This window comes from Novosphingobium subterraneum (genome assembly GCF_000807925.1).
GTDB lineage: Bacteria > Pseudomonadota > Alphaproteobacteria > Sphingomonadales > Sphingomonadaceae > Novosphingobium > Novosphingobium subterraneum.
Genome location: NZ_JRVC01000017.1, coordinates 69,517 through 96,041 on the forward strand (window position 1 = coordinate 69,517; position 26,525 = coordinate 96,041).

24 protein-coding genes and 1 pseudogene are annotated in these 26,525 nt (G+C 64.6%); 16 read left to right on the forward strand and 9 right to left on the reverse strand.

Annotated features, from left to right (window positions below):
* Positions 1–6: 6 nt before the first annotated feature.
* Positions 7–417, forward strand: a complete 411-nt coding sequence (locus NJ75_RS15915) for a DUF1801 domain-containing protein (protein ID WP_156135835.1) — start codon at positions 7–9, stop codon at positions 415–417.
* On the opposite strand, the gene NJ75_RS15920 is transcribed toward NJ75_RS15915, so the two are convergent.
* A complete protein-coding gene (locus NJ75_RS15920; protein ID WP_039336216.1) occupies positions 414–2,342 on the reverse strand; it encodes a beta-L-arabinofuranosidase domain-containing protein in 1,929 nt (642 codons plus the stop codon). The genes NJ75_RS15915 and NJ75_RS15920 overlap by 4 nt on opposite strands.
* A 131-nt stretch (positions 2,343–2,473) precedes the next feature.
* Between NJ75_RS15920 and NJ75_RS15925 the strand changes: the two genes are divergently transcribed.
* Positions 2,474–3,145, forward strand: coding sequence for a glutathione S-transferase family protein (locus NJ75_RS15925; protein ID WP_039336219.1), 672 nt, complete (start codon positions 2,474–2,476; stop codon positions 3,143–3,145).
* Positions 3,146–3,268: 123 nt separating this feature from the next.
* On the opposite strand, the gene NJ75_RS15930 is transcribed toward NJ75_RS15925, so the two are convergent.
* A complete protein-coding gene (locus tag NJ75_RS15930; protein ID WP_039336222.1) occupies positions 3,269–4,267 on the reverse strand; it encodes a GDP-mannose 4,6-dehydratase in 999 nt (332 codons plus the stop codon).
* 127 nt (positions 4,268–4,394) lie between these two features.
* Positions 4,395–5,732, reverse strand: coding sequence for a nucleotide sugar dehydrogenase (locus NJ75_RS15935; RefSeq protein ID WP_236727165.1), 1,338 nt, complete (start codon positions 5,730–5,732; stop codon positions 4,395–4,397).
* Positions 5,733–5,838: 106 nt separating this feature from the next.
* Between NJ75_RS15935 and wecB the strand changes: the two genes are divergently transcribed.
* Together wecB and wecC are read left to right on the forward strand one after the other, a co-directional pair.
* Complete coding sequence (gene wecB / locus NJ75_RS15940; RefSeq protein ID WP_039336227.1) at positions 5,839–6,963, forward strand: non-hydrolyzing UDP-N-acetylglucosamine 2-epimerase; 1,125 nt, start codon at positions 5,839–5,841, stop codon at positions 6,961–6,963.
* Entirely contained in the window at positions 6,953–8,257 is a 1,305-nt protein-coding gene (wecC, locus tag NJ75_RS15945; protein WP_039336229.1) for a UDP-N-acetyl-D-mannosamine dehydrogenase, read from the forward strand. The genes wecB and wecC overlap by 11 nt, the downstream gene beginning before the upstream one ends.
* Positions 8,258–8,384: 127 nt before the next feature.
* Here wecC and NJ75_RS15950 read toward each other — a convergent pair whose 3' ends face one another.
* Entirely contained in the window at positions 8,385–9,383 is a 999-nt protein-coding gene (locus tag NJ75_RS15950; protein WP_039336231.1) for an agmatine deiminase family protein, read from the reverse strand.
* A 109-nt stretch (positions 9,384–9,492) separates the two neighbouring features.
* On the opposite strand from NJ75_RS15950, the gene glnE reads away from it, so the two are divergent.
* From glnE to NJ75_RS15970, 4 genes are all read left to right on the forward strand, one after another.
* The gene (glnE, locus tag NJ75_RS15955; protein WP_039336233.1) at positions 9,493–12,165 is read left to right on the forward strand and encodes a bifunctional [glutamate--ammonia ligase]-adenylyl-L-tyrosine phosphorylase/[glutamate--ammonia-ligase] adenylyltransferase; all 2,673 of its coding nucleotides are present in this window, start codon (positions 9,493–9,495) and stop codon (positions 12,163–12,165) included.
* Positions 12,165–12,638, forward strand: a complete 474-nt coding sequence (locus NJ75_RS15960; protein ID WP_039336323.1) for a peroxiredoxin — start codon at positions 12,165–12,167, stop codon at positions 12,636–12,638. Before glnE ends, NJ75_RS15960 begins: the two co-directional genes overlap by 1 nt.
* Before the next feature lie 15 nt (positions 12,639–12,653).
* Complete coding sequence (locus tag NJ75_RS15965) at positions 12,654–13,451, forward strand: ferritin-like domain-containing protein (protein ID WP_039336237.1); 798 nt, start codon at positions 12,654–12,656, stop codon at positions 13,449–13,451.
* 185 nt (positions 13,452–13,636) lie between these two features.
* Positions 13,637–14,350, forward strand: coding sequence for a M23 family metallopeptidase (locus NJ75_RS15970; RefSeq protein ID WP_039336239.1), 714 nt, complete (start codon positions 13,637–13,639; stop codon positions 14,348–14,350).
* Between the two features lie 177 nt (positions 14,351–14,527).
* On the opposite strand, the gene NJ75_RS15975 is transcribed toward NJ75_RS15970, so the two are convergent.
* Both NJ75_RS15975 and NJ75_RS15980 read right to left on the reverse strand, forming a co-directional pair.
* A complete protein-coding gene (locus NJ75_RS15975; RefSeq protein WP_236727166.1) occupies positions 14,528–17,098 on the reverse strand; it encodes an HWE histidine kinase domain-containing protein in 2,571 nt (856 codons plus the stop codon).
* Entirely contained in the window at positions 17,095–17,625 is a 531-nt protein-coding gene (locus NJ75_RS15980) for a biliverdin-producing heme oxygenase (RefSeq protein ID WP_039336244.1), read from the reverse strand. The genes NJ75_RS15975 and NJ75_RS15980 overlap by 4 nt, the downstream gene beginning before the upstream one ends.
* 282 nt (positions 17,626–17,907) lie before the next feature.
* Here NJ75_RS15980 and NJ75_RS15985 point away from each other — a divergent pair, with 282 nt between their 5' ends.
* The 3 genes from NJ75_RS15985 (at position 17,908) to NJ75_RS15995 (ending at position 20,050) form a co-directional block, all read left to right on the forward strand.
* On the forward strand, positions 17,908–18,915 hold the full coding sequence (locus tag NJ75_RS15985; RefSeq protein WP_039336326.1) for a sterol desaturase family protein: 1,008 nt from the start codon (positions 17,908–17,910) through the stop codon (positions 18,913–18,915).
* A 35-nt stretch (positions 18,916–18,950) separates the two neighbouring features.
* A complete protein-coding gene (locus tag NJ75_RS15990) occupies positions 18,951–19,595 on the forward strand; it encodes a hypothetical protein (RefSeq protein ID WP_039336328.1) in 645 nt (214 codons plus the stop codon).
* Between the two features lie 152 nt (positions 19,596–19,747).
* Positions 19,748–20,050 (forward strand): GIY-YIG nuclease family protein, encoded by a 303-nt coding sequence (locus NJ75_RS15995; protein ID WP_039336248.1) that lies wholly within the window; start codon positions 19,748–19,750, stop codon positions 20,048–20,050.
* A gap of 177 nt (positions 20,051–20,227) precedes the next feature.
* Here NJ75_RS15995 and NJ75_RS24425 read toward each other — a convergent pair whose 3' ends face one another.
* Positions 20,228–20,677: a hypothetical protein gene (locus NJ75_RS24425; RefSeq protein ID WP_156135836.1), complete on the reverse strand. Its 450-nt coding sequence runs from the start codon at positions 20,675–20,677 to the stop codon at positions 20,228–20,230.
* A gap of 146 nt (positions 20,678–20,823) precedes the next feature.
* Positions 20,824–22,083, reverse strand: a complete 1,260-nt coding sequence (locus NJ75_RS16005; protein WP_039336252.1) for an RsmB/NOP family class I SAM-dependent RNA methyltransferase — start codon at positions 22,081–22,083, stop codon at positions 20,824–20,826.
* Between the two features lie 73 nt (positions 22,084–22,156).
* Between NJ75_RS16005 and NJ75_RS23830 the strand changes: the two genes are divergently transcribed.
* Entirely contained in the window at positions 22,157–22,333 is a 177-nt protein-coding gene (locus NJ75_RS23830) for a DUF1674 domain-containing protein (protein WP_082013427.1), read from the forward strand.
* A 14-nt stretch (positions 22,334–22,347) separates the two neighbouring features.
* Here the strand turns inward: NJ75_RS23830 and NJ75_RS16010 are convergent, their stop codons facing one another.
* Positions 22,348–22,896 (reverse strand): DUF3617 domain-containing protein, encoded by a 549-nt coding sequence (locus tag NJ75_RS16010; RefSeq protein WP_039336254.1) that lies wholly within the window; start codon positions 22,894–22,896, stop codon positions 22,348–22,350.
* Between the two features lie 133 nt (positions 22,897–23,029).
* On the opposite strand from NJ75_RS16010, the gene uvrB reads away from it, so the two are divergent.
* From uvrB to NJ75_RS16030, 4 genes and pseudogenes are all read left to right on the forward strand, one after another.
* Positions 23,030–25,219, forward strand: a complete 2,190-nt coding sequence (uvrB, locus tag NJ75_RS16015) for an excinuclease ABC subunit UvrB (protein WP_039336256.1) — start codon at positions 23,030–23,032, stop codon at positions 25,217–25,219.
* Between the two features lie 263 nt (positions 25,220–25,482).
* Positions 25,483–25,686 (forward strand): annotated as a pseudogene (locus tag NJ75_RS25380) (type II toxin-antitoxin system RelE/ParE family toxin); the annotation flags it as partial.
* The gene (locus NJ75_RS16025) at positions 25,667–25,951 is read left to right on the forward strand and encodes an addiction module antidote protein (protein WP_039336258.1); all 285 of its coding nucleotides are present in this window, start codon (positions 25,667–25,669) and stop codon (positions 25,949–25,951) included. The pseudogene NJ75_RS25380 and the gene NJ75_RS16025, both read left to right, overlap by 20 nt.
* Before the next feature lie 7 nt (positions 25,952–25,958).
* Entirely contained in the window at positions 25,959–26,525 is a 567-nt protein-coding gene (locus NJ75_RS16030; RefSeq protein WP_052242573.1) for a hypothetical protein, read from the forward strand.

Genomic DNA, 26,525 nt, shown 5'->3' on the forward strand with positions numbered 1-26,525 from the left:
CAGACGATGACCGAGCAAGCCTCTCTCGCCAGCCGAATAGACGCCCGCATCGCCGAGCTTGCCGACTGGCGCGGCGAGATGCTCGCTCGAGTGCGGGAGCTTATCCATCGCGCCGACCCGGACGTGATCGAAAGCGTGAAGTGGGCAAAACCCACGAATCCCGCAGGCGTGCCGACTTGGGAGCATGGCGGCGTGATCTGCACCGGCGAGGTCTACAAGGCCTACGTGAAGCTGACTTTCGCCCACGGCGCCGCGCTGTCCGATCCTGATCGCCTGTTCAATGCCAGCCTGACCGGCGGCACGCGCCGTGCCATCGATCTGCGCGAGGGCGATGCGCTTGATGGCGAGGCCTTCGTTGCACTGATTCGTGCGGCGGTGGCGTTCAATCTGGCAAAGGAGCCGGCGCGCAAGCGCTAGGCGAGTTTCCAATAGGTCGCGTAGCGCTGGTGGGCGATCCTGAAGTACGGCAACAGCCGGATAGCCGAGCCATCCGCCGCCGGCAGTTCGAACTCCAGCGGTTTGGCCCTGCTGCGGATCGCTTTCGCCAGATCTTGAGCCTCGCCAGCCAGGTGCGGGACCTTCACCGGTGCATCGTTGTAGGCACCATAGAGCCGCTCGTTGACCACGATGTCGCTACCCTGCGGAACCGGGTCCAGCGCTCCGGCAAGCACCAGCGGCCCATGCTTGAACGCCACGATGTCGTCCGCTGCCGGCAGGGCCTGGGCGGTCGTTTCCATCTTCAGTTGCAAAGCAACCGTGTCACCGTTGCGCCATGTCCTGCGCACCGCGAGAAAACGCCCGGGTTCGTTTGACGTCTCGACTTCTGCCCCGTTGACCAGAACGCGGGCCGTCCGGCTCCAGCTGGGGTGACGCAGGTTCAGCGTCGCCTCGAACGGCCGGGCGCACTTCCACCGCAGCAAGGTCTCTGCCTTTTCCGGGAATGCGGTCTCCTGCGCGAGTTCCGCCCCCATGCCGCGCCAGCGCACAGCGGAAGGGATGAACAGATTGACCCAGAGCGCGTCCGCGTCGTGAAAATAGATGGAATCCCGATACTTTACGTGGTTCTCCATGCCTGTTCCGGTGCAGCACCAGAACGAATCCTCGGGCGTGTGGTACAACTTCATGTAGCCCGGCCTTGCGCCCTGGAAGTACGTCGCCATGCCGCTGTCAGGGTCCTGCGAGGCGAGGATGCCGTTGTACAGCGTCCCTTCGTAATAGTCGGCGTAATCCGCCTTGGGTTCAGCCATGAACAGGGCGCGCGTGAGCTTGAGCATGTTGTGCTGGCAGCAGGTCTCCGAACCCTTGGCGGAAAAGACGTGTGCCCCGCCATCGGCGATGGGAAAGAAATGTTCGTTGTCGCCATGCCCCCCGGTGGCGAAGGCCCGCGGGCCGGTGACGGTCTGCCAGAAAAACTGCGCGGCGCGGTGATACTCCGGCGCGCCCGTCACTTCATGAACCCTCTGGAATCCCACGATCTTGGGCACTTGCGTATTGGCATGCAGCCCGTCGAGATGATCGCGGCGTTCTGCCAGCGGACGCAGGATGGCCTTGTGAGAGAAGCGCAGGGCAAGCGTCCGATACTCCGCCTTGCCGGTCATCGCGAAGAGATCGGCATAGATCTCGTTCATGCCGCCATGCTCGGTATCCAGCATCGCTTCGAACGCTTCGTCGGAAAGGTCCCGCGTCGCGATCACGCCCCAGTCCGCGAGCCGCAGCAGCACGTCCCTCGCCCTGTCGCTGTCCGCCAGTTGCGTCGCGTCGCGCAGGCCGGCGTAGACCTTGTGCAGCGTGTACCACGGAACCCCGGTGATCTTCTCTCCGCGCAGATGCGCGACCACCAGCGCCGCACCTTTGGGAAAGGCGCAGACGAGGCCTGAACCCGAAGCCTTCTGGCACGCCGCAAGCTCGCTGGCGATGTATTCGATGCGGTTGCGATATTCGGCTTTGCCAGTGGCGCGCCAGGCAAGTGCGCAGGCGGAAAGGTAATGGCCGAGGGTGTGACCGTGGCAATTGATGTCCTCCCAGGTCTTCTCGGACTCCCATCCGCCATAGACCGGCGCGCGCGGCTCGAGCCCCGCATTCCTGCGGAAATTGTGCAGCATCCGGTCAGGCGACAGCCGCAGGAGGTAGGCCTCGGTCATGCGCTGGGCATGGAGAAACGGACTCTCGGCCAGCGTTATGTCAGACATGTCGAAAGGCTGGACCCGGTTCATGGCCTGTGCCCGCCCCGGTTTTGCAGCTGCCGCGAACGCGCTGACATTATGCGAGAACAGGCCAAGCACGCTTGCTCCCTGAAGAAACGAGCGCCGGGTCGCACCAAGGCCGAGGGGGATTACAGTCATGCCTGCCACTTGCAAGAGTTCGGAATTAGTCAGACTAACTGCCAAGAGCGGACTTGTCACTACTGTGGTCAAGCACGCAGCATGCCGCATGTCCTTGACCCTGCGTCGCTCCCCGCGCAAAGCTTCCACGCATGTGGCAGCTACATCAATTTCCCCTGTGTCCGTTCAGCCGCAAGGTGCGCCTTCTCCTCAGTGAGAAGGGCGTGGCCTATGATCTCGTGCGGGAGAACCCGTGGGAGCGGACCGAGGCGTTCGGGAAGCTGAGCCCCGCCTATCGCACTCCGGCAATCCAGAACCCTGAACGCGGCGTGGTTCTGGCCGACAGCCGCGCGATCTGCGAGTATTTCGAAGAGACCGTCGACAAGACGCCGATGATCAACGGCACGGCGGTGAACCGCGCGGAAATCCGCCGTCTGGTGGCCCTGTTCGACGAGAATTTCTATGCCGACGTGACGCTGCCGTTGCTGGAAGAGCGGATGAAGAAGCGCCTCGTCTATCGCAGCCCGCCAGACAGCAAGCGCCTGCGCGATTCAATGCGGCTGGCCGATGAGCACTTGTATTATATCGATTATCTGATCGACAACCGGCCCTGGCTGGCAGGCTCGACGATGAGCCTGGCCGATCTTGCCGCCGCTGCACAGATCTCGGTGGCCGACTATCTCGGCGGGATCGACTGGTCGGGGCACGAGCAGGCGCGCGGGTGGTATTCGGTGTTCAAGAGCCGCCCGAGCTTCCGCCCGCTCCTGGCCGAGCGCATGGACGTGATCCAGCCGCCGAGCCACTATGCCGACGTGAACGCGTGATGGTTTTGGGTTCGGGTTGATTGGGAATGGGGCGACGAACACATACTTTCCAACTCACCCTCAACTCTACCCCAACTCCCCCCTAACTCCCCCGCAACTCTTGCGAGCAAAGTGGGGGCAATGTCACACCCCGTGGTAGTCCTTGTACCACTTCACGAAGTTGGGCACCCCGACCTCGATGCTCGTCGTCGGACGATAGCCGAGGTCGCCTGAAATGGCGTCGATGTCGGCGAAGGACTGGCGGACGTCGCCGGGCTGCATCGGCATAAGGTTCATCTCGGCCTTGCGCCCCAGCTGCTCCTCCAGAATCGCGATGACCTTCATCAGGTGCTCGGACTTGTGGTTGCCGATGTTGTAGAGGCGGTGGGGCTTCTCGCTGCCCCCGGCCTTGACCGAACCGTCGTCCGGCGGCGGGTTGTCGAGGCAGGCGATGACGCCGCTGACGATGTCGTCGACGTAAGTGAAATCGCGGTACATGTCGCCATGGTTGAAGACGTTGATCGGCTCGCCCGCCAGAATTGCCTTTGTAAACAGCCACATCATCATGTCCGGGCGGCCCCAGGGGCCATAGACGGTGAAGAAGCGCAGGCCGGTCAGCGGCAGGCGATAGAGGTGGGCATAGGTCTCGCTCATCAGTTCGTCTGCCTTCTTGGTGGCGGCATAGAGCGAGAGCGGGTGATCCACGCGGTCGTCCACCGAGAAGGGAAGCTTTGAATTTCCACCATAAACCGAGGACGAGCTGGCATAGACCATGTGCTCCGCGCCGCGATGGCGGGCGATTTCGAGCAGGTTGAGGTGCCCAACGAGGTTGGACTGCACATAGGCGTGCGGATTCTCGATCGAATAGCGCACCCCGGCCTGCGCGCCCAAATGGACGATGCGTTCGAACTGCTTGCCTTCCAGCGCGGCAACAAGGCCCGCGTAATCGGCGAAGTCATTGCGACAGAACGAGAAACGCGCCTCGCCCTGCTCCACCAGCCGGGCGAGGCGCGCTTCCTTGAGGCTGACGTCGTAATAATCGTTGACGATGTCGACGCCGACGACCTCGTCTCCCCGCGCGAGCAGGCGAGTGATGAGCGAATAGCCGATGAAGCCGGCGGCTCCGGTAACGAGGACTTTCACGTTGGCTTCACTTTCGAATCAAGCAGTTGATCCCCCGCGCAGGCGGGGGCCTCAGTCGGTTTATGCTGGCGTTCCGTCTGAACACCGAGGTCCCCGCCTTCGCGGGGACGCAGGGTAAAGGGATAAATTAGAGTTTCCAGTCGGCGCGTTCGCCCAGCACGCCCTTGAGATCCGCGAGCGTCCCGCCCGGCGCGAGCAGGGCGGCGATGCGGTCTGCCCCGGCAGCGAGGTAGTACTTGTGCGGCACGGCGAGGAAGACGAGGTCGAAGGTCTGTTCGAAGGCATCGCCCGCCAGTTCAATGCCGTATTCGAGCATGGCCTCGGCGTTGTCGGCATGGGGATCGTGGACGGCGACCTTGTGGCCGAGCGCTTGGAGTTCGGCGACGACATCGGCGACCTTGGAATTTCGCAGGTCCGGCACGTTTTCCTTGAAGGTGAAGCCTAGGACGAGGACCGTGCCCGGCTTGCCGCCGCGCTGGGCATGGAGTTGCTGCGCGACCCATTGCGCCATGCCATCGTTCACCCCGCGCCCGGCGAGAATCACCTGGGGATCGTGGCCGAGGGCTTCGGCGCGGGCCGAGAGGTAATAGGGATCGACGCCGATGCAGTGCCCGCCGACGAGGCCGGGGGTGAAGGGCAGGAAGTTCCACTTGGTGCCGGCGGCGGCGAGCACGTCCCAGACCGAGAGGTCCATCTTCGAGAAGATCTGGGTGATCTCGTTCATGAAGGCGATGTTGATATCGCGCTGGGCATTCTCGATCACCTTGGCGGCTTCGGCAGCCTTGATCGAGGCGGCGCGGAACACGCCGCCAGACGTGATCGCGCCATAGAGATCGGCCACGCGATCGAGCACTTCGGGCGTCTGGCCGGAGACGACCTTGGTGATGCGCTCGATGGTATGTTCGCGATCACCGGGGTTGATGCGTTCCGGGCTGTAGCCGAGGAAGAAGTCCTGACCGCACTTGAGGCCGGAAACTTCCTCGAGAATCGGACCGCAGATGTCCTCGGTGACACCCGGATAGACGGTGCTTTCGAACACGACGACGGGCGCGCGCCCTTCCTTGACGGCAGCGGGCAGCATCTTGCCGACCGTGCGCGAGGCGGATTCGACAAGGCGCAGGTCGGGGCGATTCTGGTTGTCGATGGGGGTTGGCACGGTGACGATGTAGAAGTCGCTCGGCGGGCAGACGCCGGCATCGCAGGTGAGGCCGAGGCTCGACATCGAGAGCAGCGCCGGTTCGATCTCGCGTGTGCGGTCATGCCCTTCGGACAATTCCGAAATGCGCTGGACGTCGATGTCGAAGCCGGTGACGAAGAACTTCTTGGCGAGGGCGACAGCCAGCGGCAGGCCGACGTAACCAAGGCCGAGCACAGTGACGCGGGTGGTCGCCGAAACCAGCGGATCGAGGCCCCGAGCATTGCCGGGAACGGGAGCAGGAGCAAGCGTCGGGAACTGGACTGTCACGGGACAGGCGGCCTTTCATGGTTGACGCTTGAAGCGCCGGATTGCCGCCCTGCTTAAATCGAGGCTCTTATTTCACGGTTAACACTCGAAGGTTATTGGGAGCGCCATGACGGAAAAGACCATTCTCGTGGTGTTTGGCACCCGCCCCGAAGCGATCAAGATGTTTCCCGTGGTCCACGCCCTTGCGGCCGATCCGCGCACGCGCGTGGTGACCTGCGTATCGGCGCAGCATCGCGGAATGCTGGATCAGGTGCTGGAGATTGCCGGGATCGTGCCGGACTTCGACCTCGATCTGATGAAGCCGGACCAGACGCTCGACGGGCTGACGGCTGCGCTGCTGACCGGGCTGGGCAAGGTGATGGATCAGGTGAACCCCGACTGGGTGGTGGTTCAGGGCGACACGGCAACCGCGATGGCCGGCGCCTTGGCCGCCTATTATCGCAAGCTGCCGGTGGCCCATGTCGAGGCGGGGCTGCGCAGCCACAACATCTATCACCCCTGGCCCGAGGAGGTGAACCGCAAGATCATCGGCACGATTGCCAGGCTGCACTTTGCGCCGACCGATGTTTCGGCAGCGGCGCTGCTGGCGGAGAATGTCGATGCCAAGGGCGTACACGTGACCGGCAACACGGTGATCGATGCGCTCCAATGGGTTTCGGCAAAGATCGAGGCCGAACCGGCGCTTGCTTCCGGGCTTGCCGAAATCGAGGCGCGGTTTGCGGGGAAGCGCGTGATCGGGGTGACCAGCCATCGCCGCGAGAACTTTGGCGGGGGGCTGGAGAACATTGCCGAGGCCGTGCGGCAGATTGCTGCGCGCGAGGACGTGGCAGTGGTGTTTCCGGTCCACCCCAATCCCAATGTGCGCAAGGTGATGGACGCGGCGCTCAACGGTCTGCCCAACGTGGCAATGATCGAGCCGCTGGATTACCCGCACTTCGCCCGCCTTCTGTCCGTGGCCGAGATCATGCTGACCGATTCGGGCGGCGTGCAGGAAGAGGCCCCTGCGCTGGGCAAGCCGGTGCTGGTCATGCGCGAGACGACCGAGCGGCCCGAAGGCGTGACTGCCGGGACCGCGAAGCTGGTCGGCACCGACGTGGACACCATCGTTACCGAAATCTTCACCCTGCTCGACGATAAGGCTGCCTATTCGGCCATGGCGCGTGCGCACAACCCGTTCGGGGATGGGCAATCGGCGCGCCGTATCGTGGAGTTGCTGGCGAATGATGGGTGATGTGAAGCCGGACGTCTGTGTTGTCGGGCTCGGCTATATCGGACTTCCAACCGCTGCCATCATAGCCCGCGCAGGGTGCAAGGTGCTCGGCCTCGACGTGTCGGAGCACGTGGTCGACACGATCAACCGGGGCGAGATCCATATCGAGGAAGTCGACCTTGATGGCCTCGTCCATGGCGTGGTGCAGCGCGGGCTGCTGCGCGCATCGACGCAGATCGCGCCGTCCGACGTTTTCGTGATCGCGGTGCCGACACCGTTCGAGAAGGACGGACATCACACGCCGGACATTTCCTATGTGCTTGCGGCTGCGACGCAAGTTGCGGCGGTGCTCAAGGCAGGCGACACGGTGATTCTCGAATCGACCTCGCCTGTCGGCACGACTGAGCAGATGCGGGATCTGATGGCGGGGCTGCGGCCCGACCTCAAGTTCCCCGGAAAGACGAAGGAGACGCCCGACGTTTCCATCGCCTATTGCCCGGAGCGCGTGCTGCCGGGGCGCATTCTGGAAGAACTGACCAACAACGACCGTTCGATCGGCGGCATCACGCCGCGCTGCGCGCGCAAGGCACTGGCATTCTACAAGCGCTTCGTGCGCGGGACCTGCGTGACGACCGATGCGCGCTCGGCCGAGATGACCAAGCTGGTCGAGAACGCCTACCGCGACGTGAACATCGCCTTTGCCAACGAGCTTTCGATGGTGGCGGACCGGATGGGGCTGGACGTGTGGGAAGTGATCCGGCTGGCCAACCGCCATCCGCGCGTGAACATCCTGCAGCCCGGCCCTGGCGTGGGCGGGCACTGCATTGCGGTGGACCCGTGGTTCATCGTCGCGGGCGCTCCTGATGAAACGCCGCTGATCCGCACCGCGCGCAACGTGAACGATGGCAAGATGCACCATGTCGTCGCCAAGGCTGCGGAACTGGTCGAGGCCCATCCGGGCGTGAAGGTTGCCTGCCTGGGGCTGGCGTTCAAGGCCAACATCGACGATTTCCGCGAGAGCCCGGCGCGCTATGTGGCAGCGAGCCTGGCACGCAAGTTCGGCAGCCGAATCAACGTGGTGGAACCCTATGCGGGCCAGTTGCCGCGCGAGTTCGAGGGAACGGGTGCGGTGCAGATCGACCTCGACACCGCGCTGGAAGAATGCGGCGTGCTGATCGTGCTGGTGGACCACGACGTGTTCAAGGTGGTGCCGCTGGCCGAGCGTTCGGGCAAGGTGGTCTACGACACGCGCGGGATCTGGCCGGATCAGCCAGGGGTTGATGTGGCTGGTGCGGGGTTGCGGCTGGCGAGTTGAGGCCGTCCGCTAATCAATAAAGAAGTTCGTCACCCCGGACCTGATCCGGGTCCCGCTGCCTATTTGGCCAAAGCTGAAACCGCAAGAAAGCGGGACCCCGGGTCGAGCACGGGGTGACGGTAGCTTATCAGGACGCCACCACCGCCCGCGGCATCTGCTGGCTGGCGCAGTGGAAGCCGCCGCCGCCTGCGAGGACGGCATCGCCCATCAGGCCGATGGTGGCGCGGTCGGGGAAGAGTTCGGCGATAGCGGCGACGCCATCTTCATCGTGGGGCGAACCGAAGATCGGCACGACCACGAGGTTCGTGGTGATGACGAAGTTCATGTAGCTGGCAGGCTGGATCATGTCGCCCCACTCGATGCGGCCCGGCGACGGGACTTCGACCACGTCCACGCCCGCGGCCTGGGCGCGGGCCTTGGCGTCGGCATAGATCCCGGCGTTGGGATCGTTCGGGCCGGTGGCGCGGGGGAGCGCGAGGCGGTTCGGGCCGACGAAGCGGGCGAGATTGTCGACGTGGCCGTCGGTGTGGTCGTTGATCAACCCGTCGCCCAGCCAGAGGACGCGGGTGTAGCCGAGATCCCGGTTGAGGCGCATCTCGAGGTCCGCGCGGGTCAGGTGCGGGTTGCGATTGGGGTTCAGGAGGCACTGTTCGGTCGTGGCAACGAGGCCGGTGCCATCGCCATCCAGCGCGCCGCCTTCGAGAATCCAGTCAGCCTTCGAGGCTTCGAGGCCGGCCGAAGCGGCGAGATCGGCGCCGATTTCCTGATCGCCCGGCATCAGGTACTTCTCGCCCCAGCCGTTGAAGCCGAACAGGCGGGCGCTGCGGTTTGCGGCTTGATCGAGGACGACGAGCGGGCCGGTATCGCGCAGCCAGACATCGCCATAGGTGCGGCGTTCAAGCTTTACTGCCGCAGAGACCAGCGACTTTGCGCGCATTTCGTTGGCGGCATCGCGCACGACAAGGCGCACTTCCTGGCCGCTGTCGGCGACGGCGCTGGCGAAGGCAGCAATCTGCTCCTGCGCCTTGTCGATCACCCCCGACCATTCCTCGGCGAGGTGCGGGAAGCCGATCCACAGCCAGTCCTGAGGGTGCCATTCGGGGGGCATGGTGAAGTGGGCGGTCATGGCTGTCTGGTCCGGAATCCGAGGAATTGGCCCCGCGCCTTAGAGCAGAAGGCGGGCGTTTTCCATGGCGCTTGATCACGCGCGGCAAGCGGGGCATTCGGGACGGACGATGACCGATTTTCCAAGCGCCCTTGCCCGCGCGCGTGCGCACTCCCCGTTTCTGTCGATGGCGCTTGGCCGCTTGCCTGAGGTCGAGTCCTTGCTGGCGGCAGGGGATACCGAAGGGGCGCTGGCCCGGGCCAAGGCTGCCGGCTCTGGCATCGAGGATGCCGCGGTGGCGCTGCGGCGGGAGCGGATGGCGCTGGCGCTGGTCGTGGCAATCGGCGATCTGGCGGGGGCGTTTCCGCTGGGGCGCGTGGTGGCGGAGCTATCGGACTTTGCCGACCGGTCGCTCGACGCGGCGATTGCGGCGGCGATCCGGCGGCGCGTGCCCGATGCGGACAGCACCGGATTTACCGCCATAGCGCTGGGCAAGCACGGGGCGCAGGAGCTGAACTATTCATCGGACATCGATCCGATCCTGCTTTACGATCCCGATGTCCTGCCGCGCCGCGAGCGCGACGATCCAGCCGATGCGGCGCAGCGCGTGGCGCGGTCGCTGATGGAGATCATGTCTGCGGTGACGGGCGATGGCTATGTCTTCCGGGTGGACTTGCGATTGAGGCCCGCCTCGGAGGTCAGCCCCCTAGCCCTGCCGTTCGAAGCGGCGATCACGCATTACGAATCGAGCGCGCTGGCGTGGGAACGGGCGGCCTATATCCGGGCGCGGGCGGCTTCGGGCGATGTGGCGCGGGGACAGGCCTTCCTCGATACGATCCGGCCCTTCGTGTGGCGGCGCAGCCTCGATTTCGGGGCGATTGCCGAGATCGGGCGGCTGACGACGCGGATCCGCGATCACTATTCGGCAGGGCAGGCGATCGGGCCGGGCTATGACCTGAAGCGCGGGCGCGGCGGGATTCGCGAGGTCGAGTTCTTCGCGCAGACGCACCAGCTGATCCATGGCGGGCGCAATCCCGCGCTGCGGCTCCGGGGTACGCGGGCGAGCCTTGATGCGCTCGCCGAAGCCGGGATCATCGGGGCCGAGGATGCCGCCGTGATGGGCGAGAGCTATGACCGGCTGCGGACGCTGGAGCACCGCTTGCAGATGGTGGCGGACCAGCAGACGCATTCGCTGCCGGGAGATGCGGCCGCGCTCGATGGCGTGGCGCGGCTGGACGGGCTGGCAGATGGCGCGGCGCTGGTGGCGGAACTGACGGCAATCTCCGAGACTGTCGGGCGGCGGTTCGATGCGTTGATCGAGACGTATGCGCCGACGGGCGCGGTGCAAGTGGAGGTGCCCGACCAGTCCGACCCGGTGGTCGATCGCTTTGCCGAGCGGGTGCAGGCCTGGGAGGGCGGGCAGTACCGTTGCCTGCGCTCCGCCGAGGCGCGCGAGGCGTTTGCGCGGATTCGGCCGCAGCTGCTGCGTGCGCTGTGCGAGGCGCCGGACCCGGAGCGGGCACTGCTGCGGTGGGAACACCTGCTGGAGGGATTGCCGAGTGCGATCAACGTGTTCCGCCTGCTGGAGGCGCGGCCGGGATTGCTGGCCGTCGTCATGCGAGTGCTGGCCCACGCACCGACCCTGGCGGACGAGCTGGCGCGACGGTCGGACCTGCTCGACATCCTGATCGACCGGTCGGCGTTCGACCTGCCGGGCAGCGTTGCCGAGATTGCGGCCGAGCTTTCGCGCGGGGAAGCAGGGGACGATTACCAGCGGCTGCTCGATGCAGTGCGCCTGCGCGTGGGCGAGATGCGCTTTGCGCTGGGGGTGCAGCTGGTTGAAGGGCAGCGCGATCCGCTTGAGGTGGCAGCGGCGCTGAGCCGGGTGGCCGAGGCTTCGATCGAGGTGCTGGGCCGTGCGGCCATCGAGGAGTTTCGTGTCAATCACGGTGTGGTGCCGGAGAGCGATCTGGCGATCCTCGGCCTCGGGCGGCTGGGCGGTGCAGCGCTGACGCATGCATCGGACCTTGATCTGGTGTTCCTGTTCAGCGGCGATCATGCGAGCGAATCCGACGGGCGCAGGCCGTTGGGGGCGACGCTGTACTACAACCGGCTGGCGCAGCGGGTGATCGCCGCGCTTTCGGTGCCGACGGCGGCGGGCGCGCTTTACGAGGTGGACACGCGGCTGCGGCCTTCGGGGGCGCAAGGGCCAATCTCCGTAAGCCTCGACAGCTTCGAGAAGTATCAGTGCGAGGATGCCTGGACGTGGGAGCACATGGCACTGTGCCGGGCGCGGGCGATGTTCGGGACCGACGCGGACCGGGCGGCGCTTTCGGCGATCATCGCGCGGGTGCTGGAGCGCCCGCGTAACCCGGAAAAGCTGCGCGCCGATGTGCTGGAAATGCGCAGGACCATGGCTGAGCACAAGCCGGCCAAGGGCCCTCTCGACGTGAAGCTGGCGCGGGGCGGGCTGGTGGACATCGAATTCATGGTCCATTTCCTGCAATTGCGCGACCATCTGGCGCAGACGCCGGATCTTGGCGCGGCGGTGCAGGCGCTCGAAGACCTTGGGCTGCTGCCCGCCGGCATGCGGCAGGCGCATGACCTGCTGGCGCGATTGCTGGTGGTGGTGCGGCTGGTTGCCCCTGATGGCATGTTCCCGCCAGAAGCGAGCCGGGGCATCGTCGCGCGGTCCTGCGGCCTGGAAAGCTGGGACGCGCTGCTGGATGCGGTGCTGGCAGCACGGCATTGCGTGGGCCGTGGCTGGGCGCAGGTGTTCGATATTCAACTGGAGATTGCATGATGAGCGAGCGGATCGGAACGGGCGAGGCATTCCCCGACATCGCGATGACCAAGCCCGATGGCGGCAGCGTGAAGGCTTCGGATTTCGCAGGGCGCAAGCTGGTCGTGTTCTTCTACCCCAAGGACGACACACCGGGCTGCACCACCGAGAACAAGGACTTTTCGGCGCTTCATGGCGAGTTCGAGGCCGCGGGCGTTGCCGTCCTCGGCGTCAGCAAGGACCCGCCGAAGAAGCATGCCAAGTTTGCCGAAAAGCACGCGCTTGTCGCGCCGCTCGCCAGCGATGCCGAGGAAGGCGGGGTTTCCGACGCGCTGGGGATCTGGACCGAGAAGTCGATGTACGGACGCACCTACATGGGCATGGAGCGCACGACCTATCTTGTCGGCACGGATGGCAAGATTGCGCAGGTGTGGAACAAGGTGAAGGTCAAGGGCCACGCCGAGGAAGTGCTGGCTGCAGCCAAGGCGCTCTGACCGGCAACACGAGCAATGAACGCACCTACCCTCGCCCGCGCCATCCGCGCGGTGATGCTGACGCCTGAGCCGCAGGACAAGGTCATGGCAGCGCGCGACGTGGTGCGCCGCTGGCGTGGCGGTGAGCTGGCGATGGTGTTCGACGTGGCGATGCCTGACTATCCGGCCCGGCCAGACAAGCCGGAGCTGCTGCCGCCCAGTGCCATGCCCAAGCGCGGGCGCGGATCGGCGCACGGAAGGCTCGCCCTGCTTCATGCGCTGGCGCACATCGAATTCGTGGCGATCGACCTGGCGCTGGATGCGGCGGGACGATTCGGTGCGGAGATGGGGCGGCAGTTCGTTGACGACTGGCTGTCAGTCGCAGCGGACGAAGCGATGCATTTCGCGCTGATTTCCCGCCGCTTGCGCACGCTGGGCAGCTTCTATGGAGCGATGCCGGCGCATGACGGATTGTGGGATGCGGCGCGCGAGACGGCGCACGATGTGGCGGCTCGGCTGGCCGTGGTGCCGATGGTGCTGGAAGCACGTGCACTGGATGTGACGCCCGCGACCGTCGAGCGGTTTCTGGCAGGCGGTGACGATCGCTCTGCCCGCATCCTGCAAAGAATCGTTGACGATGAAATTCGCCATGTGCGGTTCGGCACAACACATTTCACCGCAGTCTGCCAAACGAGGGGCGAATCCCCCGCGGACCTTTGGAAAACCTTGGTCCGGCAGCACTTTCGCGGTGTCGTTAAGCCACCGTTCAACGACTCGGCGCGTCGATCAGCCGGTTTGTCGCGCGAAATGATGGCAGGGGTTGCCTGCCAGTAACCTGCCCCGCATACCCCAATTCACGAGATGGCGGGGGGTTCCGACCAACTCTGAAAAATCCCGGGCGACAGGCCGCACGTCTGTCTGTTGCCGCAAATCGGGTTCGCTCTGGGGGTTTCAGGGCTTGCTGCTTCACGGCCTAACGCCGGAAGCGGAGAGCCGAGAAAAAGGTCGTACGGGTCGTAATGTTGTTCAACACAAACACCTTCAAGACTGTATTCAGCGCCCTTACGGCAGTTGTTGCATTCTCTTCCGCGCCGGCATTCGCAAACAGCGCCGCTTCCGCAGACATCGCCGCCCCGCTTCGCGCTGCCGAAGCCGCCAAGGCAGGCGTCTCGGCCGATCGCGGTGACGAAGAATTCCGCCGCCTCTTCGCCAGCTGGCAGCAGCTCGACAACGGCATCCTGCCTTCCTCGAAGCCGACCACCATCCGCAAGGCATCGGTTTCGATCCCGTCGCTGGCGCCTGTGGCGATGACCCGCCTTTCGAGCGGCTATGGCATGCGCGAACATCCTGTGCTCGGCGGCCGCCGCGCCCACAAGGGCATCGATCTTTCCGCACCGACCGGCACCCCAATCCGCGCCAGCGCCGATGGCGTCGTGGAAAAGGCTGAATGGTTCGGCGGCTACGGCCTGTTCGTTGGCCTCGACCACGGCGGTGGCATGGAAACCCGTTATGGCCACATGTCGCGCGTGGCGGTTGCCGAAGGGCAGCAGGTCCGCAAGGGCGACATCATCGGCTACGTCGGTTCGACCGGCCGTTCGACCGGCCCTCACCTCCATTATGAAGTCCGCGTTTCGGGCGAAGCTGTGAACCCGCTGCCCTACATGCAGGGCAAGGGCGACGCGCTTTATGCCTCGAACGACAAGGCCGAAGGCCGCGGCGGTCCGGAAGAATAAGGAACAGGGTCGCCAAAGACCCGTTTCATCACGGAGCATCTTGGAGAGGATGCGGAAAAGGGCGCCGGTGACGGCGCCCTTTTCTGTTTGTGCCTCAGGCTTTGCGCAAACTTCGCCTGACGGCGAATGCCCACCCCCGCCCCTCCCGCCTGCGGGAGGGGGAGTTCAAGCACCTCTTCAGTCCGGCAGCAGCGTCGCCAAAGCTCTTGCGATGTTGCCGATGGTATAGGGCTTCTGCACCACCGGGCGGGCGCGGTGGACGTCCGGGAACTTTGCCTGTTCGCCATATCCGGTTGCGAACATGAAAGGCACTTCGCGTTCATGCAGGACATCGGCAATCGGGAAGCTGGTGCCGATGCCGAGATTGATGTCGAGCAAGGCGATGGTCGGCCGGGCTGCGTCGATCAGATCGAGGGCGGCGTCGACGGAGCCTGCGGTCACGACAGACTCGGCGCCAAGACGGGAGAGGATATCCTCGGCATCGAGCGCGATGATCAGGCTGTCCTCGACCAGCAGGACACGCTGACCGGTGAGCAGGTTCTGCGGAGGTTCCTCGACGTGGCCGGGGCCTGACTTGGGAAAATGGATCACGCGCGCTGCACCCGAGGCCTCGGCAACGTGGCGCTTGGGAATGCAGAAGTCAGCCTTGAACCCGCTTTCCTGAAAGCGCACCGCAGCCTCGCCGCCGAGATCGTAGGGCACAGAGCGCTGGATGATCGTGGTGCCAAAGCCCTGCCGCTGCGGTTCGCGCACGGGCGGACCGCCAACCTCGCGCCATGCGACCAGAAGGTCACCCTTGGCTGAGAAATTCCAGGCGATCGTGACATGACCATCGGGGACCGAGAGGCTGCCGTACTTGCTGGAATTGGTGACGAGTTCGTGAAGGACCAAGGCCATCGTCGAATAGGCGAGCGGATTGAGCATGACCTGCTCGCCCGAACTGCGGATGCGCCTGCTGTCCACCATGAACGTCGCCGCCTCGGCGTCGATGAGGGATTGCAGTGGCGCCGGGCCCCAGTGGTCCTCGGTGATCTGGTTGTGCGCCCTGGCGAGCGCATGGATGCGGCCGTCGATCAGCTTGACGAAGCCCGCCAGCGCCGGATCGCTCGCCTGCGACTGGCGGATGAGGCCACGGATCAGGCCGAGGATGTTGCGGACGCGGTGGTTTAGCTCGGCAATCAGCAGTTCCTGCCGGTCGCTTGCCTGCTGGCGTTCGGCGGTGGCCTCGTCCGACAGGCGCAAAACGACCTCGATCAGAGTGGCGCGCAGGGTTTCGGCTACGCGCAGTTCCGAGGAGGTGAATGGTCTGGACTTGCCCCGGACCAGTTCCTTCCATTCGGCAAAGCTCTCGCGCGGGGACAGTCGCGGGCCGTTGGGGCCGTACTCGACGGGCTTGTGCGGATCTCCTGCCCAGCGGACCGAGCGCACCATCTCCGACCGGAAAAGCACGACGTAATCGCGCGGAGAGCGTGAGATGGGGATGGCAAGCAGGCCCGCGACCTTGTCGGAAAAACGGTAGGTATCCGGAATCAGCGAGCCGATATGATCTGTCGCGTAGACCTTGCCGGCGGCAGTGGTGTTCAGCGCGCGGATGATGCGGCGGAAGTCCTCGGTGGGTGGGCACTGGCCGGAGAAGGCATAACCGCCCGAGAGCCAGACGCCCACGCCGTCCGCCGCAATGGCGTGCGTGAGGATGTCGGCCAGCCAGTCGGGATCGCGCAGAAGCGTTTCATCAGAGGCGACAGCCCCGAGCAGCTGGTCGGAGATATCGCGGGCGCGGCGTTCGAACTCCATCGTATCCTGCCGCTCGCGGCTTTCGAGGCGCATGCAGAACATCTGGGCGAACAGCTCTGCCACCGCGCGACGTTCGAAGTTGGGGTTGTTGGCCGAGTAATGGTGGCAGGCGAACAGGCCCCACAGCTTGCCATCGACGATGATGGAGATCGACATCGAGGCATCGACGCCCATGTTCTTGAGATACTCGATGTGGATCGGCGAAACCGAGCGCAACAGCGAGAGCGACATGTCGAGCGGGGCGCCGGTCTCGTCCAGCGCGGGAAGCACCGGCACGGGCGTGGCTTGGACGTCGCCGATCACGCGCAGGACGTTGCGCAAGTAGAGCTGGCGCGCCTGGGCCGGAATATCGCTGGCCGGGTAATGCAGGCCGAGGAACTGGCCGATGCCGGGGCGGCAGGCTTCGGCCACGACTTCGCCCGATCCGTCGGGAGCGAAGCGATAGACCATGACTCGGTCGAACTGGATCAGCGCGCGGATCTGGCGGGCGCCTTCGCGGTAGAACGCGCTCATGTTCTTGCACTGATCGAGCCGCGCAAACATCGAGCGGACCATGCCGGTGACGTCGCCGAGGCTGCCGCGCGAAGGTTCGGCCTCGATGACGATCTGGCCGCCGCTGTAGTGGACGGCGACGTCGAAGTTGCCCTTGCCCGCGACGAGGGGGACATCGAACATGCGTTCGACCGCGTCTTCGTTGCGGAGCATCGTGGTGCGGTTGCGCAGGTCATGCACGGCCTGCGGCAGGAAAACCTCGTCAAGCGAGCGCCCGTAGGTATCGGCAAGCTCCCAGCCGATGAATTCCGGAAGGTTTGCCGAGGCGCGGGCGATCAACCAGTCGGCGGTCAACGCGATGAGGAAGCCGCTGGGCTGAATGGTGCCGATGATATGGATCGGTTCGCGATCGCAGTTGGTCAGGTCGACCGCGCTGCCAGTGCCCAATGGGTCAGTGCTCAAGGGACGCGAACTCCGGCTTGCGCATGAGCGGCGGCTTCGAAAAGGGCGAACGCCGCGCGGGCAGAGGCAAGGGCTGCCGCCTGGCTTGCGGGAGAGGCGAGTTCGTGATCGATCAGCGCGACCAGCGAGCGCCAGCGCGAGGAGTCCGCGTCCGACAGGAAGCGGCAGGGAAGATGCGCGGGCACGCGTCGAGCGAGCATCGCTCCGCCGAGGCGCGAGCCTTCGACGACATAGAGAGCCCCCAGCATCTGCGCCGTTGAGCCAAGCTGCGGCGCCTCCAGTGCCTTGGGAGTGGCGAGGCCGAGGTCCGCGAGGTCGGCGAGGACGCGGCTTGCCCGTCGCCGTTGCGGCCAGTCGCAGACGACCTCCTGCACGCCCGCAGCGGTCAGCGCGGCTTCGATCGGGAGCAAGGCCGACGCCTGGGCGAGAAGGAACGCGCGGTAATCGACAGGATCGCCAAGGTCGAACCGGGCAAAGGCGGCGTCGACGCGATCGTGATCCGGGCGGGTGCTTTCGCGAAGGAGCATGCGGGCCGACTGGCCGGAGAATTCAGGAATCGACAACGGCCACCGACCACAAGACTAGCGTTAACGACGATGAACGCATCGCGTGGCAAAAGTTTCCTGCGCCGACTTCAAATCCTGTGCAGATCGCCTGATTCCCGGGCTGAGCCGTGAGCAAGCCCCTGAAATCCCGCCACAAAGGGCATACGTCATTCGACGCGTATACCTGCGCAGCGGACTGTCCATAGTGCGACCCGAAGCGGGGCCTTTTTCCCGCCGCATGGCATGCAGATCGAGGGTCGGCAGATGGCAGGTGTTCAGGTTGGCAATCGGATCATCGGCGCAGACGCGCCAGTGACAGTCGGTTGGGAAAACGTGCCGAAGGTGGAAGGAGGTCCCTTCAAGCGGGCATTCTTTACCTGGTTCCAGCCGGTCACATTGTTCGGCTTCCTGCTCTTCTGGTACTATGCGCCGAACGAATGGGCCGTGGCATCGACCGGCATTGCCATCGGCATCGGCTTCAAGGTGCTGCTGCTCGCCCTGGAGTGGGTGAACCCGCGCTTCCGTTCATGGCAGCTGACGTGGAAGGAACTGGTGACCGACCTGTTCTATGTCGGCCTTGGCTACACCGTGCTGCGCATCGTTGACCAGTTCATCGGGTCTGATGCGATCATCGGCATGTTGCAGAGCAACTTCGACTTCGGGAAGGTGGCATGGTTCACCGGGCTGCCGCTGCTGCTGCAGGCGTTCCTGATCTCGTTCGTGTTCGACTTCGGCCAGTACTGGATGCATCGCGGCATGCACAACTGGTATCCGCTGTGGCTGACCCATGCGCCGCACCACTTCATCACCCAGCTCAACATCAACAAGGGCGCGGTGGGCAATCCGGTGGAGCTGTTCCTGATCGGCCTCGGCATCGGCGGCTTCTTCGACTTCCTGCCGCGCGCCTTCCTGATCGCGGGCACGTTCGGCCTGGCGGTGAGCACCTATCAGCACATCAACGTGCGCTTCAACACGCCGCGCTGGTGGCGCTTCCTGTTCAACACGACCGAGCATCACAGCGTGCACCACTCGCTCGATTATGAAGCCACGCGCAGCAACTATTCGGGCACGTGGATCATCATCGACCGGATGTTCGGCACCTGCGTCGACGGCGAGGCCGAAGTGCTGGGCATGGAAGGCGGCCGCCGCATGCATATCCGCGAGGTGATGCACTATCCGTTCAGCGAGGCGTGGAAGACGCTGCGGGCGAAGTTTGGTGCCAAATTCGGCAATCACATGGGTGGCGCGCATACGGCGGTTCCGGCGGAATGAGCGGTCTGGCTGCGACATCGCCCTGGACGCAACCGATGACGCCTGAAAAGCCGCGCTCGGCCAAGCGCCTGATCGATTGGATCTGGACGGTGCGAGATGAAGTGCCTGTACCCGATGGGCTGGGCGCGGATGAAGCACTGGCGCGGGTTTCGCCGGCGTTCGAAAGCGATGGCTACAGCGTTCAGCCGACGGGCGAAGGCCTTGCCTATGCCAACCCCTCCCCCGCCGCGCAGGACACGCTGGCCACGTTCGAAAAGGGTGCGCTGCGGGTGGAGGAAACGGCGACGGGGCGCGTGCTGCGCTATCGCCTGACCAGCCGCTTCATGCTGTTCTGCTTCCTGCTGCCGTTCGTGTTCATCGGCTTTGGCCAGCTGACGCTTGCGGTAGGCGCCTATCAGAAGGCGCAGGCCGAGGCGAAGGAGAAGGCCGCAGGGGCGAAGAAGGACGAGAAGAAGAAGGACGAACCGGTCCTGACCCTGCACCCGATCGACAAGTTCCTCGGCGCACCCGCTCCGGAAAAGCCCAAGGACGGCGAAGGCGGCAGCCGCAAGCGCAAGCCTTCGGCAACGGCAGCCTATGTGTTCTCGGGGATCTTCGCGTTTTTGTACCTGGTTGGGCGGTTCCTGGAGCCGTGGCTGGTGCGGCGGATGTTCCGGCGGAGGCTGGCGGGGGAGGGTTAGGGGGTTAGGTTCGGTGAGCTTCCGCGACAGGGCTTGTCAGCCAATGTGGCGAAAAGCAGCAATGCGGTTTGAGCCGGAACAACTTCCACAACCGCACCATTACCGTCACCCCGGGCTTGACCCGGGGTCCCGCTTTCTTTTCTCCTCGCACCATGGACAGGGAAAGGCTCGGCGGCTGGGTCTACATCATGGCTGACCGCTACCGAGGCGCAATGTATGTCGGCGTGACCTCACACATTGCTGCGCGCATCCATCAGCACCGCAACGGCTGTGGTTCGGACTTCTGCGCCCGCTATGGTCTGAAACGACTGGTCTGGGCCGAGCGCGGCGACCGCATCGAAGACTGCATCGCGCACGAGAGGCGTCTGAAGCGCTGGCGCAGGGAGTTCAAGTTCGACCTGATCGAGCGCGGCAATCCCGACTGGCTAGACCTTTACGACGTGATCGTGGGATAGCTTGCGCGGGAAGAAGCGGGACCCCGGGTCAAGCCCGGGGTGACGGCGAAGGGAGGGAGCGCCAAAGTCCGCGCAGTGCGCCTGAACCAACGGCCGTTTCCGAGGACCGGCAGTGGTGGCTGGAACGGCTGCTTTCGGATGGGATGCTGTCGGACCAGAGGGGGAAGTGGCTGTGGATCACCGCACCCAAAGCAGTTTGGCGTCTTGAACCATGAACCGGCGACCTGAATTGAAAGTCCAGTCAACTCCGCTACATTCGCAAATCAGCCTCTCCCCGAGGTGTTTTGCAAGCACTTCGTTGTTATACTCTGCGTCAAACGATGTCCTAACCGACGCGGTCATCAAATCAGGGGTGACCATCTTGGTCAGATCGTGCTCTTCGAGCAAAAAGTAGCCGTAGTGCATTTCCCACCCAACGACAAAGCGCATCGTCACGGGCGGTGTAGTCCGCTGCGCCTCTTTGCGAGCTATATCCAACTCGCGCGACTGGAGGGTACGAAGCGCGGTAGAATCTGGATCGACGATGGCTGGGGGACGCGGTGGATGAGGAACACGAGCAATTCCGGTGTGTGCCGCCATCAAAAGCAGCGCTAAGCACAAGAACGATCGATAACGTGTCCCTTCCATCAGGTCAGACTACTTATCACAAGAAGTGTCCGCAACTGTGCGTATTCTGCCATGGAACGAATGGCCGCAATGGCGTCGCAAAGCGGAATGACGGTTTCCGGTCCAACAGCTCTCAATAACCGCCGCTTGACCAAACACGCTGCGCCCTATCCCTTCACCCACCTCGCAGCAAAAAAGCCATCGATGCCGCCTGCTGCGCTCAACATGCCGGGATCAGAGCGGAAGTGGCCGTTGGTGGGCGTCAGGCCATCGGGCAGCTCGGCCTCGGTGACCGGCGCGGGGGTCAGCTTGTCGAAGGCCAGCGCCTGCAACTCGCCTTCCTCGCGCTCCAGCGAGCAGACCGCGTAGACCAGCGTGCCACCGGGGGCGAGCCAGGTGGCGGCGCGGTCGAGCATCGCGGATTGCAGGGCGGTGAGTTCGGCGAGATTGGCGTGGCGGTGGAGGACGTCGGGGTGGCGGCGGCAGGTGCCGGTGGCGCTGCAGGGGGCGTCGAGCAGGATGGCGTCGAACGGGTGTTCGGGCTGCCAGTTCAGGGCATCGGCAACGACGACTTGCGCCGTGAGGCCGCTGCGCTTGAGGTTTTCGGCGAGGCGTTCGGTGCGGCGTGCGGACTTGTCGAGCGCGGTGACCTGCCACCCGGCGGCGGCGAGTTGCAGGGTCTTGCCGCCCGGCGCGGCGCAAAGGTCAAGCGCGCGGCGGCCCTTTCCTTCGCCCAACAGGCGCGCGGGCACGCTTGCGGCGAGGTCCTGCACCCACCATGCGCCTTCGCGGAAGCCTTCGAGCGCTTCGATGGCACCGGCGCGGGCGAGGCGGACGTGGCCGGGGGCGAGTGATTGGCCGCCGAGGCGTTCGGCCCAGTGCGCGGTCTGTGCCGGATCACGCAAGGTCAGGTCGAGCGGCGGCGGTTCGGCGAGGCCCTGGGCGATCGCGCCGAGGCGCTCGGGCCATGCGACTTGCCAGCGGGCGGCGACGGCAGGGGGAAGCGTGGGCGCTTCGGGCAGCTTTGCGCCGCTCTTGGTGACGGCGGAGAACACGCCGTGCGCCAGCCGTCGCGGGCCTCCCACAAGCAGCGGCAGGCCGGTGGCGACGATGGCGTGGCCGGGCAGGTTCAGCCGCAGGGCCTGAGCCAGCATCAGGCGCAGGACCGAGCGGACCTTGGCATCTTCGGGCAGGACCTGCTTGGTCGCGCCATCGATCAGGGCGTCGAGATCGGCCATCCAGCGCAGCGATTCCTGCGCGATGGCGAGTGCCAACGCACGGTCATCGCCGCGTTCGATGGCGCGCAGCACCGGGGGCGCTGCCTGATCGAGCGGATCGCCCCGGTGCAGCACGGCATCAAGCATGCGCAGCGCGGCGCGGCGGGCGGGAACGCCGGGGACTTCATCGGCAGGAGTGGAGCGGGCCATCAGGGGAGCCTATCGGCGCTTGTGCCCCAATATGCAATTGCAGTTCGGCTTTGGAAGCTCCATCTGAGCAGGCATGGAAAAGCCCACTCCCCGTGCGACGAAGCGCCCCGCGGACTTCACTCCGCCCGCGCACTGGACCAATGACCCCGCCCCTGCCCCCAAGGCAATGGAGCGCGGTGATGATCCCGATGGCCTTGATCCCACACGCTTCGGCGACTGGGAAAAGAACGGGATCGCGATTGATTTCTGAGCCTGCAGGCGGGTTTACCCCTGCTCGTCACCCTTGCATTCGCCCATGTGCTTTGAGGTGAGGGCCATCTGCATGACCATGGCCTTGCCGTTGGGGGCAGTGCCGTTCATGTCCATGGTCATGTCGTAAGTATCGGGGCTGTAGGTTCCGGCGAGGGTCATCTTTGCCATGTTGCCGGCATCCTCGCCCGTGCCTTTGCAGGTCATGGTGGCGTCGATCTTGCCGTTCCCCATGGTGAACGTGTCGTACTTGCAGTCCTCGCCCTGCTGGCCGAAGAACTTGCCATCGGGCTTTTCGGCCTCTTCCTTGGTCAGGCAGGAGGCGAAGGTCCTGGTCTCGCCGAGCGTCTTCTGCATCATGGCCTTGGCCTCGGGCGGCATATCTTCCACCTCGAACTTCTTGAACTGCATGGTCAATTCCCAGCGGCCGGGATTGAGCTTCATGCCCGCATCGGCCACGGACTTGGCCACCTCGGCAGTGCTGGCGTTCTTCTTGTCGACGGTGCCGGCATCGTTGCAGGCGGCAAGCAGGGCAAGCGGGATCAGGGCAATTGCAGCACGCATCGGGTCTCGTCCTCTCTCGTTCCGGCACGCAGGCTAACGCCCTGCCGGAAAAGCGCCAGTGCGTCGCGTCACCCTGCCAGAGACTCTTCCGGGCACGGTTGTATGGGCGCGGTTTGTTCCCCATATTCGGGCGATGGCCGAACTCGTTATTCGCAGGGGACTCGAAGAGCCCGACACCTCGGGCACTTTTGTGCCGCACAAGCCGCAGCGCCCCGACAAGGTGGAAGGCGGCAAGCGATTCAAGGTAGTGTCCGACTACCAGCCTGCCGGCGACCAGCCCACCGCGATTGCAGACCTTGTCGCTGCCGCGCGCGATGGCGACCAGACGCAGGTGCTGCTTGGCGTCACCGGTTCGGGCAAGACCTTCACCATGGCCAAGGTCATCGAGGAACTGCAGCGCCCCGCCCTGATCCTGGCGCCCAACAAGATCCTCGCCGCGCAGCTCTATGGCGAGATGAAGAGCTTCTTCCCGGAAAACGCGGTCGAGTACTTCGTCTCATACTACGACTATTACCAGCCCGAGGCCTACGTGCCCCGGTCGGACACCTATATCGAGAAGGAAAGCTCGACCAACGAGGCGATTGACCGGATGCGCCATTCGGCCACGCGGTCCTTGCTTGAACGCGATGACGTGATCATCGTGGCTTCGGTTTCGTGCATCTACGGCATCGGCTCGGTCGAGACGTACTCGGCAATGATCTTCGACCTGAAGGTCGGGCAGACGGTCGACAGCGGCGAGATCATCCGCAAGCTGGTGGCACTGCAGTACAAGCGCAACGATGCCGGCTTTGCGCGCGGCAACTTCCGTGTGCGCGGCGACAATCTCGAGATCTTTCCCTCGCACTATGACGATACCGCGTGGCGGATCAGCTTCTTCGGCGACGAGGTGGAGGAGATCGTCGAGTTTGATCCGCTGACCGGGAAGAGCGGCGCGAAGCTGAACAACGTGCGCGTCTATGCGAACTCGCATTACGTGACGCCGGGGCCGACGATGCAGCAGGCGGCGCAGGCTATCCGCTTCGAACTGACCGAGCGACTCAAGGAGCTGGTCGAGGAAGGGAAGCTGCTCGAAGCGCAGCGGCTTGAGCAGAGGACCAATTTCGATCTGGAAATGATCGCTGCCACCGGTTCGTGTGCAGGGATCGAGAACTACAGCCGCTTTCTGACCGGCCGCCTGCCAGGCGAGCCTCCGCCGACGCTGTTCGAATACCTGCCCGACAACTGCCTGCTGTTCCTCGATGAAAGCCACCAGACCGTGCCGCAGATCGGCGCGATGGCGCGCGGGGACCACCGTCGCAAGCTGACGCTGGCGGAGTATGGTTTCCGCCTGCCCAGTTGCATCGACAACCGGCCCTTGCGCTTCAACGAGTGGGACGCGATGCGCCCGCAGACGATCGCGGTTTCGGCCACGCCAGCGCAATGGGAAATGGAGCAGGCAGGCGGCGTGTTTGCCGAGCAGGTCATCCGCCCCACTGGCCTGATCGACCCGCCAGTGCTGATCCGCCCGGTCGAGGACCAGGTGCAGGACTGCATCAACGAGTGCAAGCTGACCGCCCAGCAAGGCTATCGCACGCTCGTCACCACCCTGACCAAGCGCATGGCCGAGGACTTGACAGAGTTCATGCACGAGGCAGGGCTGAAAGTCCGCTACATGCACTCCGACGTGGAGACGCTGGAGCGCATCGAGCTGATCCGCGACTTGCGGCTGGGCGTCTATGACGTGCTCGTGGGCATCAACCTGCTGCGCGAGGGCCTGGATATTCCCGAATGCGGCCTCGTCTGCATTCTCGATGCCGACAAGGAAGGCTTCCTGCGCAGCGAAACCTCGCTGATCCAGACCATCGGCCGCGCCGCGCGCAACGTGGATGGCCGGGTGATCCTGTATGCCGACCGCATGACCGGCAGCATGGAGCGCGCGATCGCCGAAACCGACCGCCGCCGCGCCAAGCAGCAGGCCTATAACGAAGAACACGGCATCACCCCGCAGACGATCAAGCGCAATATCCACGATATCGTTGCCGACACGGCAAGCCGCGATGGCGTGCTGGTCGACATTGACGCCGACGGCGCCAACAACCTCGTCGGCCACAACCTGCGCGGCTACATCGAGGAACTGGAGAAGAAGATGCGGGCCGCGGCGGCGGATCTGGAGTTCGAACTGGCTGGACGCCTGCGCGACGAGATCAGGCAGTTGGAAGCGTCGGAGCTTGGCCTGCCGGAGGGTGAGCGCAAGGCACCGATTGTCGGGCGGAGCAACGAGGGCAAGCCGGGGACGCGCAAGACGCGGTACGGCAAGAGTCAGAAGACGAAGTGGGGGAAGTGAGAGCACGCGCCCCCGTGATGTCGCCTGCCTCCAAAATAGTCAAAAGTGAGACCCGACCTTAACAATGCAATGGGCCAGGCATTCTCTCGAAGGAGATGGCCTTGACTCAATCCGTTGACCCGCGAGCAAATGTCCCCTATAAAGGACAGGCCTTTCAGCTGTCGGAAACGCCCGACTTCTCGGATTGGCTCGGCTCCTTGCGGGACCGGCGAGCGCGGGCAAGGATCGTGGTTCGTCTCGAACGCTAGGCAGACGGGAATTTTGGTGACAGCAAGTCCTTGAAGGGCGGCGTTCACGAACTTCGCGTCGACTATGGACCGGGCTACCGGGTGTATTTCTTCCAGCGGGGCAAAGAGCTTGTCATTCTGCTTTGCGGAGGCGACAAGCGCACGCAGGATGCCGACATTGCCCATGCAAGGCGGCTGAAGGAAGAGATCGAGCGCACCAATGGAGCTTCGCCCATTTGATCCCGCCAACTACCTTGAGACAGAGGAGGACATCCTTTTCTACCTTGAGGCCGCGATGGAAGGGAACGACCCCAAGCATATCGCCGCGGCGTTGGGCAACATTGCTCGCTCAAAGGGCATGAGCGAAATAGCCCGGAAAACCGGACTGGGACGTCAAGCCCTCTACAAATCTCTTTCGGAAGACGGTAACCCCACGCTTGAAACTCTTGTGGCGGTCCTGTCGGTGCTTGGGCTTGAATTAACCGTCCAGAAGCGGGCCGCCTGATACTGTCGTGAAGAATCTGATCGTAGCCATTGCCGCCCTCGCCCTTGCTGCTTGCTCGAAATCGCCCGCGATGCCCGCGCGTGAGGGGGCGCCGGATGGTGCGGTGCGCATGGCCATGCCTGAGGGCGAGGCCTTGCCGGGGGTGCGTGATGGAGATTCGCAAGCGTCGTGGGCTGCGGGTTCGGATGGGCTTTCGGTGCGCTATGGGCATCCCGGGGAGACGCCGTTGGTATCAGTTTCCTGCCGCGAAGGCGTGCTGACCGTGACGCGCCATGCTGCCGCACCAGTGGGGGCGCAGGCGCTGTTCGCGCTGGTCGGGAGCGATGGGATCATGCGGCTGCCCGTGGATGCGACATCGGTGCCGGGGCAGCGCGGCTATATCTGGCAGGGGACGATCTCGGCCGACGACAGCCGGACCAAGGTGCTTGGCGGGTCCTACAACGGCACGCTACCGGGGGCGGGGATGATCAAGGTTGCGGCCGGAGCGCCGGTGCGCGATCTTGTCATGAAGTGCCGCCGCTCTGCGCCGGTTGCCGCACCGGAGCCTGTCGCTCCGGCGCAGATCGCCGAATAG